Below are 16,714 nucleotides of genomic sequence, written 5' to 3' on the forward strand. Positions count from 1 at the left end.
GAAAAGACCGACGATAGACCGTGGGCAGGGCGGAAGCGCGTTAGTCCGAATGAAGAAAAATTTAATTTACCGGCCTGGACGTTTTCCCTAGGGTGTCCGGTCCGCCAGACCGGGCGCCAGATCCAGAGGCCATCATGACCCAGGCTTTGGTCATCGAAGACGACGAGGTGACCGCCCACGCCATCGCCAGCGAATTGCAGGCGCAAGACTATCAGGTACGCTGGGAACGCACCGGCCGCGACGGCCTGGCCGCGGCCATCGCCGGCGGCCACGACATCATCACCCTCGACCGCATGCTGCCGGACTTCGATGGCCTGACCATCGTCAGCACCCTGCGCGGCCTCGGCATCGCCACCCCGGTGCTGATGCTCAGCGCCCTGTCCGATGTCGACGAGCGCGTCCGCGGCCTGAGATGCGGCGGCGACGACTACCTGACCAAGCCCTTTTCCCTGGTGGAGATGATGGCCCGCCTGGAGGCGCTGCTCAGGCGGCCGGCCGCCCAGTCCGCCAGCCACCAGTTGCTGGTGGGCGAGCTGACCCTGGACCTGATCGACAACACCCTGACCCGTGCCGGCGAGGCCATCGCCCTGCTGCCCACCGAATTCAAGATCCTCACCTACCTGATGCGCAACGCCGGGCAACTGGTGACCCGCACCATGCTCTTCGAGCAGGTCTGGGGCTATCACTTCGATCCGGGCACTAACATCATCGACGTGCACATGGGGCGGCTCAGACGCAAGATCGAGCGAGCGGGGCGGCCGCTGGTGCATACCGTCCGTGGAGCCGGCTATGTCCTCGTCGTCCCGCACTAGGCGCTGGCGCTCGGGCAGCAGCCGTCTGCTGGCGCTCTATGCGCTGCTCTTCGTGGCCTGGGGCGCGGTCTTCACCGGCGTGCTCTACTGGCAGATCTCCGGCTACCTGGGCGCCGTGGCGGAGCGCACCCTGCTGCAGCGGGCGCACTACTACGGCAAGGTGGCCGACGCCGACCTGCTGGGGGAGTTGCAGGCCAGCGAGGTCTATTCCATGCCCGGTATCGACGCCTACGGCCTGTTCGAGGCCGATGGTCGCTATGTCGCCGGCAACCTGGTCAAACTGCTGCGCAACCTGCCGGACGACGGTCGGGTGCACTACCTGCAGCGCGGCCTCAGGACCACCGACGCCCTGGATGAAACGCGCAGCAGCCACGCCTTTCTGCAGCGCCGCGCGGACGGCCGCATCCTGGTGCTGGCCCGCGATGGCGGTTCCATTTCGGCGGTGGGCGGCATCATCGGCCAGGCGCTGTTCTGGGGGCTGTCGCTGACCCTGATTCCCGGGCTGGTCGGCTGGCACCTGCTGCGGCGACGACCGCTGCGGCGCGTCGAGCGACTGCAACGCAGCCTGGAGCGGATCGTCGCCGGTCATCTGGAAGAACGGCTGCCGTTGTCGCCGCGCCATGACGAGCTGGACATGCTGGCCGATGCGGTCAACACCACACTGGCCCAGCTGGAGCGCTCGATGCACGAGGTGAAGGGGGTCTGCGACGGCATCGCCCATGACCTGCGCACCCCGCTGACGCGGCTGCGGGCGCGCCTGCACCAGTTGCAACAACTGCCGCTGGCCGAACCCCAGGCCGACAGCCTTGGCGAGGCCCTGGCCGAGACCGAGGCCATCATGTCGCGCTTCCAGGGCCTGCTGCGCATCTCCGAGCTGGAGGACACCCGGCGGCGCATGGCCTTCGCGCCCCTAGACCTGGCCGCGCTGTTGCGCCAGGCCCATGACTTCTACGAGCCCCTGGCCCAGGAAAAGGCCCAGACCCTGAGCCTGGAACTGGGTGAGGCGTTGCCGGAGGTGCAGGGCGACGCCGAGTTGCTGTTCGAGGCGCTGGTCAATCTGCTCGACAACGCCCTCAAGTTCGCCCCCGCGGGAGGACGGGTGCGGCTGGTGGCGCGCGGCGTCGGCCTGGCGGTGCGCATCGAGGTGATCGACGACGGCCCCGGCATTCCCGAAGCCGAGCGCGAGAGCGTGCTGCGGCGGCTCTATCGCGGCGATGCCAGTCGCCAGCAGCCCGGCTACGGCCTGGGCCTGTCACTGGTGGCGGCCATCGTCCGCCTGCATGGTTTCAGCCTGAACATCGAGACGGCCGAGCCGCTGGGCGCCCGGGTGGTCATCACCAGCGCCGGCTGAGGCGCGGCTTCCTAAATTTTTCTTCACTTTCCTTCATTTGAGACCGGGGCAGGGCTCTCCCAGGATGGCGGGCCCCACTGCCATACCGGATCTGCCGCTCGTGAAACACCCCTTGCTCTGCCTCGGTCTCGCCGCCCTGGGTCTCGCCTGGCTCGGCCAGGTCGAGGCTGCGCCCGCCGCTGCGCCCGCCGCCAATGTGCTGATTCCTTCGCCACCCCAGCTCTCGGCCAAGGCCTGGGTGCTGATGGATGCCACCACCGGCCAGGTGATCGCCGAGGAGGATTCCCACGAGCACCTGCCGCCGGCCAGCCTGACCAAGCTGATGACCGTCTATGTGGCGACCCGTGACATCCAGGCCGGCCAGCTCAAGGCCGACGACAAGGTCACCGTCAGCGAGCACGCCTGGCGCACCGAGGGCTCGCGGATGTTTCTCGATCCGCGCACCCCGGTGGCGGTGCACGATCTGCTGCAGGGCATCGTCATCGATTCGGGCAACGACGCCAGCGTGGCCCTGGCCGAGCACATCGCCGGCAGCAACGAGAGCTTCGCCAGCCTGATGAACGCCACGGCCCAGCGCCTCGGCCTGCACGACAGCCACTTCATGAATCCCACCGGACTGCCCGATCCCGAGCACTTCTCCTCGCCCTACGACATGGCGCTGCTGGCCCGCGCCATCATCCAGGACGAGTCGGCCTACTATGAGCTCTATGCCAGGAAGTACTTCACCTGGAATGGCATCCGCCAACCCAATCGCAATCTGCTGCTCTGGCGCGATCACACCGTGGACGGCCTCAAGACCGGGCACACCGAGGCGGCTGGCTACTGCATGGTGACCTCGGCGCTGCGCGACGGACGCCGGCTGATCACCGCGGTGTTCGGCTCCAACTCCATCAACAACCGCGCGGCGGACACCCAGAAGCTGCTGACCTATGGCTATCGTTTCTTCGACAACCTGACTCTAGACAAGGCCGGTGCGACCCTGGGCGCCCCGGCGGTCTGGGAAGGCGAGCGGGCGAGCCTGCCGGTGGGCGTGACCCAGGACGTGGTCCTCACCCGACCCAAGGGCCAGCAGCCGCCGCAACACCGCCTGGTGCTGGACGAGCCGCTGGTGGCGCCCATCGCCCAGGGCGCCGTGGTCGGCCGCCTGGAGCTGCTGGAGGGTGACCGCATTCTGCAGACCCGCCCGCTGGTGGCCCTGGAGGCGGTGGAGCAGGGCGGCTGGTGGTCGCGCTGGCCGCAGCACCTCTACCGGCTGGTGCTGCACTGGTTCGGCCGGATCTGACCCGCGCGGGCCAACTCAGGCCTGCAGCTGCTCGCGCAGGAAGGCGTTCATCCGCTCCAGCGTCCAGCGCACACTCGGCAGGACCCCGAGCATCTCGATGAAGCCGTGGATCATGCCCGGCAGCTCGTGGTACTCCACGGCGGTGCCGGCACCGATCAGCGCCTGGGCATAGAGGCGGGCATCGTCGCGCAGGGCGTCGCATTCGGCGCCGAAGATCAGCGCCGGCGGCAGGTTGGCGTGGGAGGGTGCATAGAGCGGCGAGACCCGTGGGTCGCGGGTGTCCACGTCCTGCAGGTACATCCCGGAGAAGTAATCCATCATCGGCCGGGTCAGCGGCGGGACCTCGGCGTTCTCGATGCGCGAGGGATGATTCCAGGCCTCGGGGGTGTTGTCGACGCCGGGATAGATCAGCACCTGGGCCTTGAGCCTGAGCGGTCCTTCGCGCAGGTGCAGCGCGGCCATGGCCGCAAGACCACCGCCGGCGCTGTCGCCGGCCACGGCGACGCGGTCGAGATCGAGGTGCAAGGCGCCGCCGGCCTCGGCCAGCCAGTGCAGGGCGGCCAGCACATCGTCAGGGCTCGCCGGGGCCGGATGCTCGGGGGCGAGGGCATAGTGGACCGCCAGCACCGCATAGCCGGTACCCAGGGCGATCTGGCGGCAGAGCGAGTCATGGCTGTCCAGGTCGCCGATCACCCAGCCACCACCGTGCAGATAGACCACCAGCGGGCGGGGTCGATCGTCTTCCGCGTAGGGGCGGTAGAGGCGCAGCGGGATGGGGCCGAGCGGACCGGGCGCGTCGAGCTCGTCCACCCGCGTCACCGCTGCTGGCGGCAGGCCGAGGGCGCGACTCAGCTGCACATAGGCGGCGCGCGCTTCCTGCGGGGTGAGGCTGTCCAGCGGCGGCTGCGGATGGGCGGCCAGCTGCGCCAGCAGGCCGGCAACCTCGGGAGTGAGGCGCGCGAAGACGTCGTGCATGGGGCTTCTCCTGTGGTCCCGGGCGCCAGGATGGAGGCCGGGTCGCCGCCAGCCTCGCCGGAGCGCTCGGGTGGGTCTATCGATCAGATGAACGATGGCGGCGGGCGTTGGACCCCGCTTCGCGCGCGGCCGTTGCGCGGGCGCGCCGGTAGCAGAGGGCGGCCTATCCTGCATCTGAACGATAGGCGCGCCGGCCCGCTACGGTAAACTCAGACCCAAGCCAGGCCCTTCTGAGGCCGGCGTTCTACCCAAAGACAATCAAAAAAATGGGGGTAGCATGGATCAGTCAGCCGTCGTTTCCTGCAGCGTGCCCAGCGCGGTGGTCGCTCGCTTCAGCCAGGTCGTCCTGGCGCTGCAAGCCCGCCTGCGTGGCGGGGCCATCACCGAATTCCATGCCCAGGCCCTGGAGCAGCTGCAGCGCCTGGTCGCCTTCGACAAGGCCTGGTGGGGCAACTCCGCCTGGCGCGACGGCGTCCCCGTGGCGCACAGCACCTTTCTGCTGGGTCTGCCCGGCAGCTATGCCCAGGAATGGGACGCCCTCAAGGCCGACGACCACACCCTCGGCGAACTGCATCGGGCGCAGGGCCGCTGTCAGCTGTTCGATTTCCAGGACCAGACGGCCCTGCCGAGCCTGGCCGCCCTGGTTCAGCGATATGGCCTGGCCCATGGTCTGCGCATCGTGCTCACCGACGACCAGACCCGCCTGGGCGTCCACCTCACGCTGTTCCGCGACGATCCCGCCACGCCTTTCACCGCCCTGGAATGCCAGCTGGTGGAATGGCTGATGCCCCACCTGCTGCATGCCGAGCGCGAGAGCTGCCTGCGTACCCTGGCGACCCTGAGAGACAGCCAGGGTCGCTTCGACGAAACGACCCTGGCGGTGTGCGATCGCTATGGCGTGCTGCTGTCCATGGAGCCCGGCTTCGCCGCCCTGCTGGCGGCGGAGTGGGAGGGCTGGCACGGTAATCGCCTGCCGCCCGCCTGCGATCCCCAGGGCACCTACCAGGGCCGTATCCTGCAGCTCGATGCCCAGCCGCTGGGCGATCTGCTGCTGCTCAAGGCGCGCCGGCGCAGCTCGGCGGAACGCCTCAGTGCCCGTGAACTGGAAGTGGCCCAGTGCTTCGCCCTCGGCCAGACCTACAAGGAAGTCGCCCGCAACCTGGGCATGGCGCCGGCCACGGTCCGCCATCACCTGAGGCGCATCTACGAGAAGCTCGGCGTCAACCGCAAGGCGCAGATCGCGCAACAGGTCGCCGCCGCGCCGGACTGATCCTCCCCTGATCCCTATGCCAAGACCGGGCGCTCACGCACCCGGTGAGGCCTCGCTCGCCCGCTCGAATGCCCTGAGGAATCCCGCCATGCCGCCTCTGCCCGGAATGCTGACCCGCGCCGCCGTCCTGTCGCTGGCCGCGCTGGCCACCACCACCCATGCCACCGAAAAGGGCATGCCGACCACCGCGGCCGGCGTGCAGGACTTCGGCGCCGGCTTCATGCCGCCGTCGACGCCCGTCGGTACCTTCGGCCTGCGCTTCAGCGACTACCAGGCACGGGTGATCAAGGACAGCCATGGCAAGGACGATGGCAACGATTTCAACATCAATGTCCTGGCCATCGGCCTGGCCTACCTGCGCATGACCGACCAGCAGCTGTTCGGTGCGCGCTATGGCTTCGGGGCGATCTCGGTGTTCTTTCGCATGGACGCCGATCTCGGCATCAACGCCGGCGGCCAGCGGGTGTTCAGCGACAGCGCCGAGCTGTTCCGCCCCGCCGACCTGCAGCTGATTCCGCTGATCCTCGCCTGGGAGCCGGCGCCCGGCGTCGGCATCAACACCCAGCTGTCGATCCAGGCGCCGACCGGCGACTACGACAAGGATCGGCTGGTCAGCCCCGGGACCAACCACTGGACGGTCTCGCCGATCCTCAACGCCAGCTACATCAGCCCGAGCGGACTGGAGCTGTCGTCCAGCTTCCAGGTCGACATCAATGCGCGCAACGCGGCCACCGACTATCGCAGCGGGGTGGAGTATCGCCACGAATTCGCCGTCGGCCAGCATTTCGGTCCCTGGACCGCGGGGCTGGGCGGCTACTACTACCGCCAGCTCAGCGACGACGACGCACCCGGCCTGACCCGTGGCAACCGTGCCCGGACCCTGGCACTGGGGCCGGCGCTCAGCTTTTTCGACCCCTCCTCGGGATTGCCGGCCATCTGGCTGCACGCCTACAAGGAATTCGAGACGCGCAACCGGGCGGAAGGCTATACCGTGGCGCTGAAAATCGGCGCCAGCTTCTAGCGCGGCGTGCTAGAGGCCTAGCATCTCGCGTACCCGGGCCGCAAGGGTGTCCATGGCAAAGGGCTTGGTGAGGATATCCATGCCCGGGTCCAGATGCCCGTTGCCGATGGCGGCGTTCTCGGCATAGCCGGTGATGAACAGCGTCTTCAGGCCCGGACGCGACTGCCGTCCCGCCTCCGCCATCTGCCGGCCGTTCATGCCGCCGGGCAGGCCGACGTCGGTGATCAGCAGGTCGAGCGACACGTCCGATTGCAGGATCTTCAGGCCGGTGAGGCTGTCGGCCGCTTCGATCACCGCGTAACCGAGGTCTTCGAGGATATCCACGACCAGCATCCGCACCGTCGGCTCGTCGTCGACGATGAGTACCGTTTCGCCCTGGGTGCTGCCGGCCACCTCCAAACGTGCGGCCAGGCCTTCGTTGGCCGGCGCCTCGCCCAGATAGCGCGGCAGATAGATGCACAGGGTGGTGCCCTGGCCGACTTCGGAGTAGAGCCGCACCTGACCGCCCGACTGGCGCGCGAAGCCATAGATCATCGACAGCCCCAGGCCGGTGCCCTGGCCGATGGGCTTGGTGGTGAAGAAGGGTTCGAACACCCGCACCGCGACCTCGGGCGGAATGCCGACTCCGGTATCGGTCACGCTCAGCGACAGGTACTGACCTTCCGGCAGATCCTGGGCGCGGGCGGTCTCGCGATCCATCCAGCGGTTGGCGGTCTCGATGGTGATGCGCCCGCCTTCGGGCATGGCGTCACGGGCATTGATGCAGAGATTGAGCAGTGAATTCTCCAGCTGGCTGGGGTCCACCAGGGCCGGCCAGAGGCCCGCGGCGCCGACGGTCTCCACCTGGATGCCAGGACCCACGGTGCGCTGGATGAGTTCGGTGAGGCCATCGATCAGCTGGTTGACGTCCACCGGCCGCGGGGCCAGGGTCTGGCGCCGGGAAAAGGCCAGCAGCCGGTGGGTAAGGGCGGCGGCGCGCTTGGCCGCGCCCTGGGCGGCGATCAGGTAGCGATCGAGTTCGCGCAACCGCCCCTGGGCGATGCGCGTCTCCATCAGTTCCAGGGCCCCGGAGATACCGGCCAGCAGGTTGTTGAAGTCGTGGGCGAGACCGCCGGTGAGCTGGCCGACCGCTTCCATCTTCTGCGACTGACGCAGCTTTTCCTCGGCCTGCATCAGCTCGGCCGAGCGTTCGGCCACCCGGATTTCCAGGGTCTCGTTGAGGGTCCGCAAGGCGGCCAGGGCCTTGTCCCGTTCGGCTTCGATGGCCCGCCGCTCCTCGACGTCGATGAGCACCCCGGGAAAACGCAGCGGGGTGCCGTCGGCCGCGTGATCGACCCGGCCGTTGGCCTCGATCCAGTAGTAGTTGCCGTCGGCGCGCCGTACCCGGTACTGGTGGGCGAAGGGACCGCCCTGGGCGATCACCCCGTCGATGGCGTGCGCGAGACCGTCCTTGTCGTCGGGATGGACGTTGGTCACCACCTGGGCCAGGCTCAGACCTTCGTGCCCCAGGCGCGGATCGAGACCAAAGACCGTGGCGAAGGCTTCGTCCACGCTGAAGCGGTCGGTGGGCAGGTCCCAGTGCCAGGTGCCGATGATGGCGCCGGCGGACAACGCCAGCTGCACTCGCTCGATGTTTTCCCGCGCCAGGGCCTCGCTGATGCGCAGTCGTTCCTCGGCGTTGCGCCGCTCGGTCACGTCGCTGAAGAGGATGGCGATCTGGCGCTCGTCGGGATCGCCCACCCGTACGGCGCGGACATCGAACCAGCGTTCGAAGGTATTGGCGTAGTTTTCGAAGGTCGCCGGCTCGCCGGTCTTGGCCACGTGGCCGTAGGTCTCGAACCAGAACTGCTCCAGGTTGGGGGCGAATTCGGTCACCCACTTGCCACGCAGGTTGACCCCGGCCTGGCGTTCGAAGGCCGGGTTGGCTTCCAGGAAGCGGTAGTCGATGGGCTTGTCGTCGGCGTCGAACTTGACCTGGACGATGGCGAAGGCCGAACCGATGGTCTCGATAATGGCGCGAAAGCGTTCCTCGCTCTTGCGCAGGGCGGTCTCGGCCGTCTGCAACTGGCTCATGTCGAGCAGGGCGCCGATCATCCGCAGCGGGCGTCCGTAGCTGTCGCGGATCACCCGGCCGCGGTCGAACACCAGCGCATAGGAGCCGTCGGCGCGCTGGAAGCGGTATTCATCGGTCCAGACCAGGCCGTCGCCATCGATCACGGCATGGATGGAGGCCGCGATACGGGTGCGATCGTCCGGGTGGATCCGGCCCAGCCACCAGTCGCCGGTCGATTCGACCGCGGTGGGGGTATGGCCGTAGGCCGTGTGCAGGGCCTCGTTCCAGAGCACCGTCCCGGAGCCGAAGTCCCAGTCCCAGATGGCGTCGTTGGTGGCTTCGGCGACCAGGCGATAGCGTTCCTGGGTTTCCTTGAGTGCAAGGCCCGCCAGGTGTTCATCGGTGCGGTCGCGCAGGATCTTGACGAAGCCGAGGGGCTCGTTGTCGTCATCGTTCAGCGCCATCATCTCGCCGGAAGCCCAGAAGCGCTGCCCGTCCTGGCGCAGGTGCCAGCGCTCGTCGATGGCGCTGCCGTCGCGCAGGGCCTTGGCCATCTCGTATTCGGCACGACGGTTGGCACGGTCCTCCGGGGTGAAGAAACGCGAGGCATCCTGGCCGATCATCTCCTGGGCGGTCCAGCCCATGACCTGCTCGGCACCGGGATTCCAGTCGGTAATGAGCCCCTCGGAGTCGCAGACCACGATGGCGAACTGGGTGGTGCTCTCCAGCACGGCACGGCTGCGTGCCTTGCTGGGCCGGCGGATGGCGCCGGTCGGGGCCACGCCGTGGTCCTCGGTGGACAGCAGGGCGGCGCGCAAGCGCAGGACCTCGGCTTCGAGTTCCGCGCGCGTCAGCGTTGCCAGGGGTGCCTCACTCATCTTGCAGGGGATCCTCGGAAGAAAGGGGTCTGGGCATCCTTCGACCACCAGAACGCCAGAGTGTGGCGGCCCCGTGCGACGCCGGATAGCCCTGGCCGCTGATCGGCACGCTGGGCGGAAGAAGCGGCCGGGGTACCGCCCAGGCCGCGGCGGCGACCAAGCGAAACGGTCATGGCGCGGAAGTCGCCGGGATAGAGCGGGGCAGGGGAGGCGGCCGACGGCAGCGGTTGGCACGCGGCTGTTGTGTGGCGCTGAGGAAACGACCCCTTGCGGCAGGGGAGGAGCGATGGCACCTCGGAACCCGCTTGCCGTCGGCGACCTCTACGAAGGCAAGCGGCGGCCCTTGCGACCGCCAGAATCCTTCCCGAACGGACCGCGCAGGAGCACTTCGAGCATGGCCATGGAATCCTCCCCCGCAACCGCGACACTCAAACGCGCCATCACCCTGCCCATGCTGCTGTTCTTCATCCTCGGTGACGTCCTGGGTGCGGGTGTCTATGCCTTGGCGGGTACCATCGCCGGGCGGGTCGGCGGCGCCATCTGGGCGCCTTTGCTAGTCGCCCTGCTGTTCGCCCTCCTGACCGCGGCGTCCTATGCCGAGCTGGTCACCAAGTACCCCAGGGCGGGGGGCGCGGCGGTGTTCGCCGAGAGAGCCTTCGGGCGGCCCTGGCTGTCCTTCCTGGTGGGCTTCTCGATGCTGGCCGCCGGGGTTACCAGTGCGGCAGGGTTGGCGGTGGCCTTTGCCGGTGGCTATCTGCAGGCACTGGTGCCCTGGCCCGCCAGTTGGGTCTGCCTGGCCTTCCTGGTGCTCATCGGCCTGCTCAACGCCCGGGGCATCAAGGAATCGCTGTCGGTCAATCTGGTGATGACCCTGATCGAGCTGTCAGGCCTGGTGATCGTCGTCGCGGCGGCGGCCTGGTTCGTCGTCCAGGGACAGGGCGAGCCGGCGCGGCTACTGGAAGTGGATGCGCCCTCGGCCACCGTGGCCATCCTCGGTGCCTCGCTGCTGGCCTTCTATTCCTTCGTCGGCTTCGAGACCTCGGCCAATCTGGCTGAGGAGGTGCGTGACGTGAGCCGTGTCTATCCGCGAGCGCTGTTTGGCGCCCTGGTCATCGCCGGCATCGTCTACATGCTGGTGGGCGCCGGCGCCGCCCTGGTGCTGCCGGTCGACCAGCTCAAGGCGTCGGGCGCACCGCTGATGGACGTGCTCGGTGCCTCGGGCCTGGGGGTGCCGACCCGGGTGTTCGCCGTCATCGCGCTCATCGCCGTGGCCAACGGCGCACTGCTGACCATGATCATGGCCAGCCGCCTGGCCTATGGCATGGCCCGCCAGGGCCTGCTGCCGCCGGTGCTCGGCCGGGTGCTGCCGCGGCGGCAGACCCCCGGGATCGCCATCCTCGCCACCACCGCGGTGGCCATCGCCCTGACCTATACCAGTACCCTGGATGTACTGGCCGAAACCGTGGTGCTACTGCTCCTGGTGGTGTTCATCAGCACCAACCTGGCGGTGCTGGTGCTCAAGCGCGACCGGGTCGAGCATGCGCATTTCCGCGTCCACTGGCTCTTTCCGGTACTGGCCCTGGGCTCCTGTGCGCTGCTGCTGGCCCAGCAGGGCGCCGCGACCTGGTGGCGCGCCGGGCTGATGCTGCTGGTGGGCGTGGCGCTCTATGGGCTGACGCGGCTGGCCGGTTCGCGCCGGGTCAACGCCTAGGCGCCCACCAGGGCATAGAGAGTCTGAATATCGGCCGGCTTGGTCAGGTGATGATCGAAGCCGGCCGCCAGGGCCTCGGCCTGGTCCTGGGCCTGGCCCCAGCCGGTCATGGCGATCATCCTCACCGCCTGGCCGGCCGGCGTCGCGCGGATCGCCCGGGCCAGCTGGTGACCGGTCAGGCCCGGCATGCCGATGTCGGAGATGACGATTTCGGGGCCATAGCTCTGGAACAGGGTCAGGGCTTGCTGGCCATCGTAGGCGACCCGCACCTCGTGGCCATCCAGCTCAAGGAGTTCGGCGATGGTGTCGGCGATGTCGGGGTTGTCGTCGGCGACCAGGATCCGGCGGGTGGTGGGCGTTGCCGAGGCGGCGGCCACGGCTTCCAGCGCGCTGGCGGGCGGCGCCGCGGTCAGCGGAAGGCTCACGGTGAAGCGGCTGCCCTGACCCAGGCCGGCGCTGGTCACGGTGATGTCGCCACCATGCAGCCGCGCCAGTTCGCGGGAAAGGGCCAGGCCGATGCCCAGCCCGGGCGAGCGTTCGGTAAGGCGCGGATCGATCTGGCCGAACATCTGGAACAGGTTCGCCAGGCGCTCGGGGGCGATACCGATGCCGTTGTCGGCGATATCCACCCGCACCTCGCTGTCGCTCGCCTGCACGGCGAGGGTGATCCGCCCCCCTGCCGGGGTGTAACGGGCGGCGTTGCCCAGCAGGTTGATGAAGATCTGCTCCAGGCGCAGCGGATCGGCCTGCAGCCAGAGTGGCGCCTCGGGCACTTGCAGCGCGAAGGTCTGGCGCTTCTCCTGCATGGGCGCCAGGGTCGCCTCGGCGGCGGCCTGGAGTACCGTCTGCAGGGTGACGAAGGCGTTGTGCAGGGTGATGCGGCCAAAGGTGATGCGCGAGATGTCCAGCAGATCGTTGAGCAGGGCGCCCATGCGTTCCACCTGTTGCTCGATGGTCTGGCAATTGCGCTGCCGCTGTTCGGCCGAGGCCTGGGGCGCGGCGATCAGTGCCGCCGCCTGGCGAATGGGGGCCAGCGGATTGCGCAATTCATGGGCCAGCACGGCGAGGAATTCGTCCTTTTGCCGGTCGTTGTCGCGCAGCTGTTGCTCCTGGCGCTTGCGCTCGCTGATGTCGAGAAACCAGACCGCCACGTTGCCGTCGAAGGGCGTGGCGCTGATCTGCAGCCAGCAACTGGCGCCGCTGGCATCGGCACCTTGCACTTCGACGGACCAGGCCGCCTTGCCGGCCCGGTGCTGCGCACAGAGCTGCAGGATCCGCGCACTGGCCCAGGGCAGGCGGGCGTTCGCAGCGTTGCCGTCGAGGCCCAGGGTGGTGGCGCCGATAGGGTTGAGATAGTCCCAGCCGAAGGCATCCGCAGCAGCGGGCACGGCGATGCCGAAGGAGACCTGGGAGCTTTCCAGGGCCACCCGCAGCCGGCGTTGCGAGCGCAGGGCGGCCTCCTGGATGCGGGCGCGGTCGATCACCAGCACCGCCTTGGAGGCGCACAGATCGGCCAGGCGCTGCTGGCGTGGCGTAGGTTCCCGGGCCTCCGGCAGGTGGACGGTGATGGCGCCGAGGGTGCCGTGCAGGGTGCTGCGCAGGGGCACGGCATGCAGGGCGGCGAAGCCCAGGCGCTGGCCGAGCGCGGCCAGGGCGGCGAACTCGGGTGCGGTCGCCAGCGCCGGCACCACCACCCGGGCATCGCTACGCAGCACGGCGGCACAGGCGCTTTCCGCCAGCGGCAGGGTGGCCAGCTGCGCCTGATCTGCGGCCGAGAAACCGGCCGCGAAATACAGCTGCGGCGGCTTGCCGTCTTCCAGCAGCGAGACGCAGCCCAGGGAGGTCTGGTGGAAGCGGCAGAGGACCGCGAGGATCTCCTGCAATTGCTGCGGCAACGAGGGCAACTGCAGCAGGCGATGATTGAGCCGCTGCAGGACCTCCAGGTCGGCGACCTGCAGTTGCAGCTGCTCCTGGCTCAGCTGCAGGCTACGCAGGTAGTCGTCGCGTTCCTCTTCGATCAGCCGGCGGGCGTCGGCAGCGGCCAGCAGGGCTTCGCCCACCTGGCGGATCTCCAGCACGTCGCTGTCCGGCAGCACCGGCGGCAGGCGCTGCCCCAGGGCCTGGGCGGCCGCCTGCAGCGCCTGCACCGGCCGGCTGATTCGCCGTGACAGCAGCAGCGCCATCGCCCAGGCGAAGGCCACCGACAACGCCAGGCCGCCGCCATAGAGGGCAAAGGAACGGGTAGCCGCGGCCGACACCTCCACGGTGGGGATGGCCGTGGTCACCGTCCAGCCAGAATCGGGCAGCCGCACGAAGGCGGTGTAGACCTGGCGGCCTTCCCGGGTACGGGCGGTACCGACGCCTTCTTCGCCGGGCTGGGCCAGGATCTCCGCCAGACCTGGCAGGGCCGGCTCGCCCAGGCTCTCCTCGTGCAGGCTGGTACGGGCGATGCGCAGGCCATGGCGATCGAATACCGAGCCCACCCAGTCCTTGGGCAGGGCGCGGGCCATGCGCGCCGCGCGGATGCTCTCCGGTGTCATCACCGCGGTCAGCACGAAATTCGGCCGACCTTCGCGCAGCACCGGGACCCGGATCGGAAAGGCCAGCAGCCCGGCGGCTCCGCGGCCCAGTTGCCCGATCACCGGCCGGCGCTGGGCGAGCACCTCGGCAAAGCTGTCCGGTTCGGCGAGAGGACCGCCTGCGGGCCGGTTGACGCTCGATATCCGCCGGACGACCTCGCCCTCCGGCGTGGCGAGCAGCACCGTTCGCCAACCTGGCACCAGCGGCAGGATGCGCTCGACCAGGGTTTCGAAATCGCTCAGGTCACCCGTCCGCAACAGGGGCGACTCGGCCAGCGCCTGGAGGATGGTCACCGAGCGGCGCAGTTCGCTTTCGATGATGGTAGCCGCCTGGCGGCTGGACTCCAGCGCTCGCTGTTCGGCTTCGTGCTGCTGGTGGTGGACGAGCAGCCACAGCCCCAGCCCAGCCACCAGTGCCAGGGGCACGATTCCGGCGAAGGCAATGGCCAGCAGGCGATTGCGCAAGGGGACCAGACGCGCAGGGCGAAGCTTCGTCGGCGGCATGGGGAGTTCGATTGAGGAAAAGGCTCATTCTAGCCTGAGTTCGAGTGGCCATTGGCCAGGGTTGGGCGTCCGTCGTCGGCTCGCTGCCTACGGCTGCAGGCCGCGCCAGCTCTAGCCTGCAGCTTATCGAGGGGGACCACTGATCGGCGATGGGTGGCTGTTCAGTCAGGGGGGTTGGCGCCGACCAGAAGGAGGTGAATACCCCTTTCCTGCCTGGAGTCGCGCCATGCGTACCCTGAAATTGTCGGCCCGTTCGGCCGTGTGCTTTGCCGCCGTCACCCTGTTGCTGCTGGTGCTGGCGGTCACCTCGGCGGTGGGCCTCAACGCGCTGTACAAAGCCGAGCAGGATGTCGAGACCAACTGGATGGCCAGCATCGCCCAGACGGCGAAGATAGACTCCCTCGTTCTCAGACTGCGTCTGGAAACGCTGCGCATGGTGGCCTCGGAAGACGCGCAGATGAAGCAGACCGCCGCGGCGACCATCGCCCAGGCGCGCGGCCATCTGCAAAAAGAGGTGGCGGCCTACCAGGCGCTGGTCGCTTCGCCCGAGGAGCAGCGGTTGGCCGACGCCGTGTCCGTTGGCGTCAAGGCCTACGATACGCGCCTCGACGAGATCGTCACCCTCGCCCAGACACGTCCGGCCAGCGAAGGGACCGCTTACGTCAATGCCAACATCCGGCCGCTGACCAACGACCTGCAAGAGAAGATCGTGACCCTGGCTGACTTCAACCAGCGCGGCGCCAAGCAGGCCGGCGAACTGGCGACCCAGACCTACAGCCATAACCTCTGGCTGCTCGGGATCATCTCCGCCGTGGCCGTGGTGCTTACCGTGGTGCTGGCCGTGCTCTACACCCGCAGCATCCTGCAGCCGCTGCGCCAGGTGCTGGCCATCAATCGGCGGATTGCCGAAGGTGATCTGCGGGTCGCGGCCCAGGCCACTGGCCGCGACGAGATGGCCGACCTGATGCGCGCCACGGTGCAGATGCAGCAGACCCTGCGCGACACCGTCAGCCACATCGGCGAAGCCTCGACCCAGCTGGCGTCCGCCGCCGAAGAGATGAATGCCGTGACCGAAGAGGGCAGCCGTGGGCTGCAACGGCAGAACAGCGAAGTGGAGCAGGCGGCTACCGCAGTCAACGAGATGACCGCCGCGGTCGAGGAGGTGGCGCGCAACGCCGCCTCGGCCTCGACGTCCGCGCAACAGTCGGAGCGCTCGACCGGCCTGGGCGCGGCCCGCGTCACCGAGACCGTCAACGCCATCCAGTCGCTGACCGGCACCGTGTCCCACACCAGCGAGCAGATCGTCGCCCTGGCCGAGCAGGCGCAAGGCATCGCCACCGTGGTCGACGTGATCCGCGGCATAGCCGAGCAGACCAACCTGCTGGCGCTGAACGCCGCCATCGAGGCCGCCCGCGCCGGGGAGCAGGGCCGCGGTTTCGCCGTCGTCGCTGACGAGGTGCGGGCTTTGGCCCACAGGACCCAGGAATCCACCCGCGAGATCGAGCAGATGATCGGCGGCATCCAGAGCGGTTCGGAAGGCGCTGTCCAGGCCATGCAACGCAGCCGCGACGAGGCCACCGCCACCCTGAAGATCGCCAACGAAGCGGGCGCGGCCCTGGAGGAGATCGCCCGCTCCATCACCGAGATCAACGAGCGCAATTTCCTCATCGCCACGGCCTCGGAAGAGCAGGCCCAGGTCGCCCGTTCGGTGGACCAGAATCTGGTCAGCATCCGCGACCTGTCGATCCAGACCTCGGCCGGTGCCCACCAGACCGCCGCCGCCGCCCATGAGGTCTCGCGCCTGGCGGTGGACATGAATCGCCTGGTCGGCCGTTTCTCGGTCTGATCCGACTGAACGGTGGTGAAAGGCCCTGCCGAGCGCTCCTTGGCAGGGCCTTTTAGTTTCTGGCGTGCGGGCAGGCACGCTGGGCCGGGACCAATGGACGGGAACCCGCCCGGAGGCTCAGGGGGGCTGCAGCCCACTACTCCAGGAGCGATGGCCATGTACCTCGTTCAGTTGCTGCTACCCCTGAACGACAATGGCGACCAGCGCCTGTCCGGGGCGCTGTTCCAGGAGGTACGCGAGGAACTGGTCGCGCGCTTCGGCGGGCTGACCGCCTTCAGCCGGGCACCGGTGGAGGGCCTGTGCCAGGACGAGGCGCGGCGCGTCAAGGACGGCGAACGGCTGGTCTGCGAGGTCATGACCGAGGCCCTGGATCGAGCGCGGTGGGACGGCTGTGGCACCGCCTGGAAACGGCCTTTCGCCAGCGCTAGATAA

The 16,714-nt window shown here is 68.6% G+C and carries 11 protein-coding genes and 1 pseudogene; 9 read left to right on the forward strand and 3 right to left on the reverse strand.

Annotated features, from left to right (window positions below; genetic code table 11):
• Positions 1–134 precede the first annotated feature (134 nt).
• The 3 genes from QMX82_RS05550 to QMX82_RS05560 all read left to right on the forward strand — a co-directional run bounded on the left by QMX82_RS05550 (position 135) and on the right by QMX82_RS05560 (position 3,445).
• Entirely contained in the window at positions 135–812 is a 678-nt protein-coding gene (locus QMX82_RS05550) for a response regulator transcription factor (protein WP_282281471.1), read from the forward strand.
• The gene (locus QMX82_RS05555) at positions 790–2,163 is read left to right on the forward strand and encodes a sensor histidine kinase (protein ID WP_280307639.1); all 1,374 of its coding nucleotides are present in this window, start codon (positions 790–792) and stop codon (positions 2,161–2,163) included. The genes QMX82_RS05550 and QMX82_RS05555 overlap by 23 nt, the downstream gene beginning before the upstream one ends.
• 112 nt (positions 2,164–2,275) lie before the next feature.
• Entirely contained in the window at positions 2,276–3,445 is a 1,170-nt protein-coding gene (locus QMX82_RS05560; protein ID WP_282281497.1) for a D-alanyl-D-alanine carboxypeptidase family protein, read from the forward strand.
• Between the two features lie 15 nt (positions 3,446–3,460).
• Here the strand turns inward: QMX82_RS05560 and QMX82_RS05565 are convergent, their stop codons facing one another.
• On the reverse strand, positions 3,461–4,420 hold the full coding sequence (locus QMX82_RS05565; protein ID WP_282281472.1) for an alpha/beta hydrolase: 960 nt from the start codon (positions 4,418–4,420) through the stop codon (positions 3,461–3,463).
• Positions 4,421–4,697: 277 nt separating this feature from the next.
• Between QMX82_RS05565 and QMX82_RS05570 the strand changes: the two genes are divergently transcribed.
• Both QMX82_RS05570 and QMX82_RS05575 read left to right on the forward strand, forming a co-directional pair.
• Positions 4,698–5,690 carry a helix-turn-helix transcriptional regulator gene (locus tag QMX82_RS05570; protein ID WP_282281473.1) on the forward strand — a complete coding sequence of 331 codons (993 nt, stop codon included), beginning with the start codon at positions 4,698–4,700 and terminating at the stop codon, positions 5,688–5,690.
• 106 nt (positions 5,691–5,796) lie between these two features.
• Positions 5,797–6,711, forward strand: coding sequence for a SphA family protein (locus QMX82_RS05575; RefSeq protein WP_282281498.1), 915 nt, complete (start codon positions 5,797–5,799; stop codon positions 6,709–6,711).
• Between the two features lie 9 nt (positions 6,712–6,720).
• Here the strand turns inward: QMX82_RS05575 and QMX82_RS05580 are convergent, their stop codons facing one another.
• Complete coding sequence (locus QMX82_RS05580; protein WP_282281474.1) at positions 6,721–9,642, reverse strand: PAS domain-containing hybrid sensor histidine kinase/response regulator; 2,922 nt, start codon at positions 9,640–9,642, stop codon at positions 6,721–6,723.
• Between the two features lie 394 nt (positions 9,643–10,036).
• Here QMX82_RS05580 and QMX82_RS05585 point away from each other — a divergent pair, with 394 nt between their 5' ends.
• Positions 10,037–11,353, forward strand: a complete 1,317-nt coding sequence (locus QMX82_RS05585; RefSeq protein WP_442969372.1) for an APC family permease — start codon at positions 10,037–10,039, stop codon at positions 11,351–11,353.
• Here QMX82_RS05585 and QMX82_RS05590 read toward each other — a convergent pair.
• Positions 11,350–14,436: a hybrid sensor histidine kinase/response regulator gene (locus tag QMX82_RS05590; protein WP_282281475.1), complete on the reverse strand. Its 3,087-nt coding sequence runs from the start codon at positions 14,434–14,436 to the stop codon at positions 11,350–11,352. The genes QMX82_RS05585 and QMX82_RS05590 overlap by 4 nt on opposite strands.
• Before the next feature lie 226 nt (positions 14,437–14,662).
• Between QMX82_RS05590 and QMX82_RS25950 the strand changes: the two are divergent.
• From QMX82_RS25950 to QMX82_RS05600, 3 genes and pseudogenes are all read left to right on the forward strand, one after another.
• Positions 14,663–15,427: pseudogene (locus QMX82_RS25950) on the forward strand (MCP four helix bundle domain-containing protein); the annotation flags it as partial.
• 66 nt (positions 15,428–15,493) lie between these two features.
• Entirely contained in the window at positions 15,494–16,282 is a 789-nt protein-coding gene (locus QMX82_RS25955; protein ID WP_442969373.1) for a methyl-accepting chemotaxis protein, read from the forward strand.
• 156 nt (positions 16,283–16,438) lie between these two features.
• On the forward strand, positions 16,439–16,714 hold the full coding sequence (locus tag QMX82_RS05600; protein ID WP_282281476.1) for a hypothetical protein: 276 nt from the start codon (positions 16,439–16,441) through the stop codon (positions 16,712–16,714).

It is taken from the genome of Pseudomonas sp. PS02302 (assembly GCF_029959585.1).
In the GTDB taxonomy this organism is placed as follows: domain Bacteria; phylum Pseudomonadota; class Gammaproteobacteria; order Pseudomonadales; family Pseudomonadaceae; genus Chryseomonas; species Chryseomonas aestiva.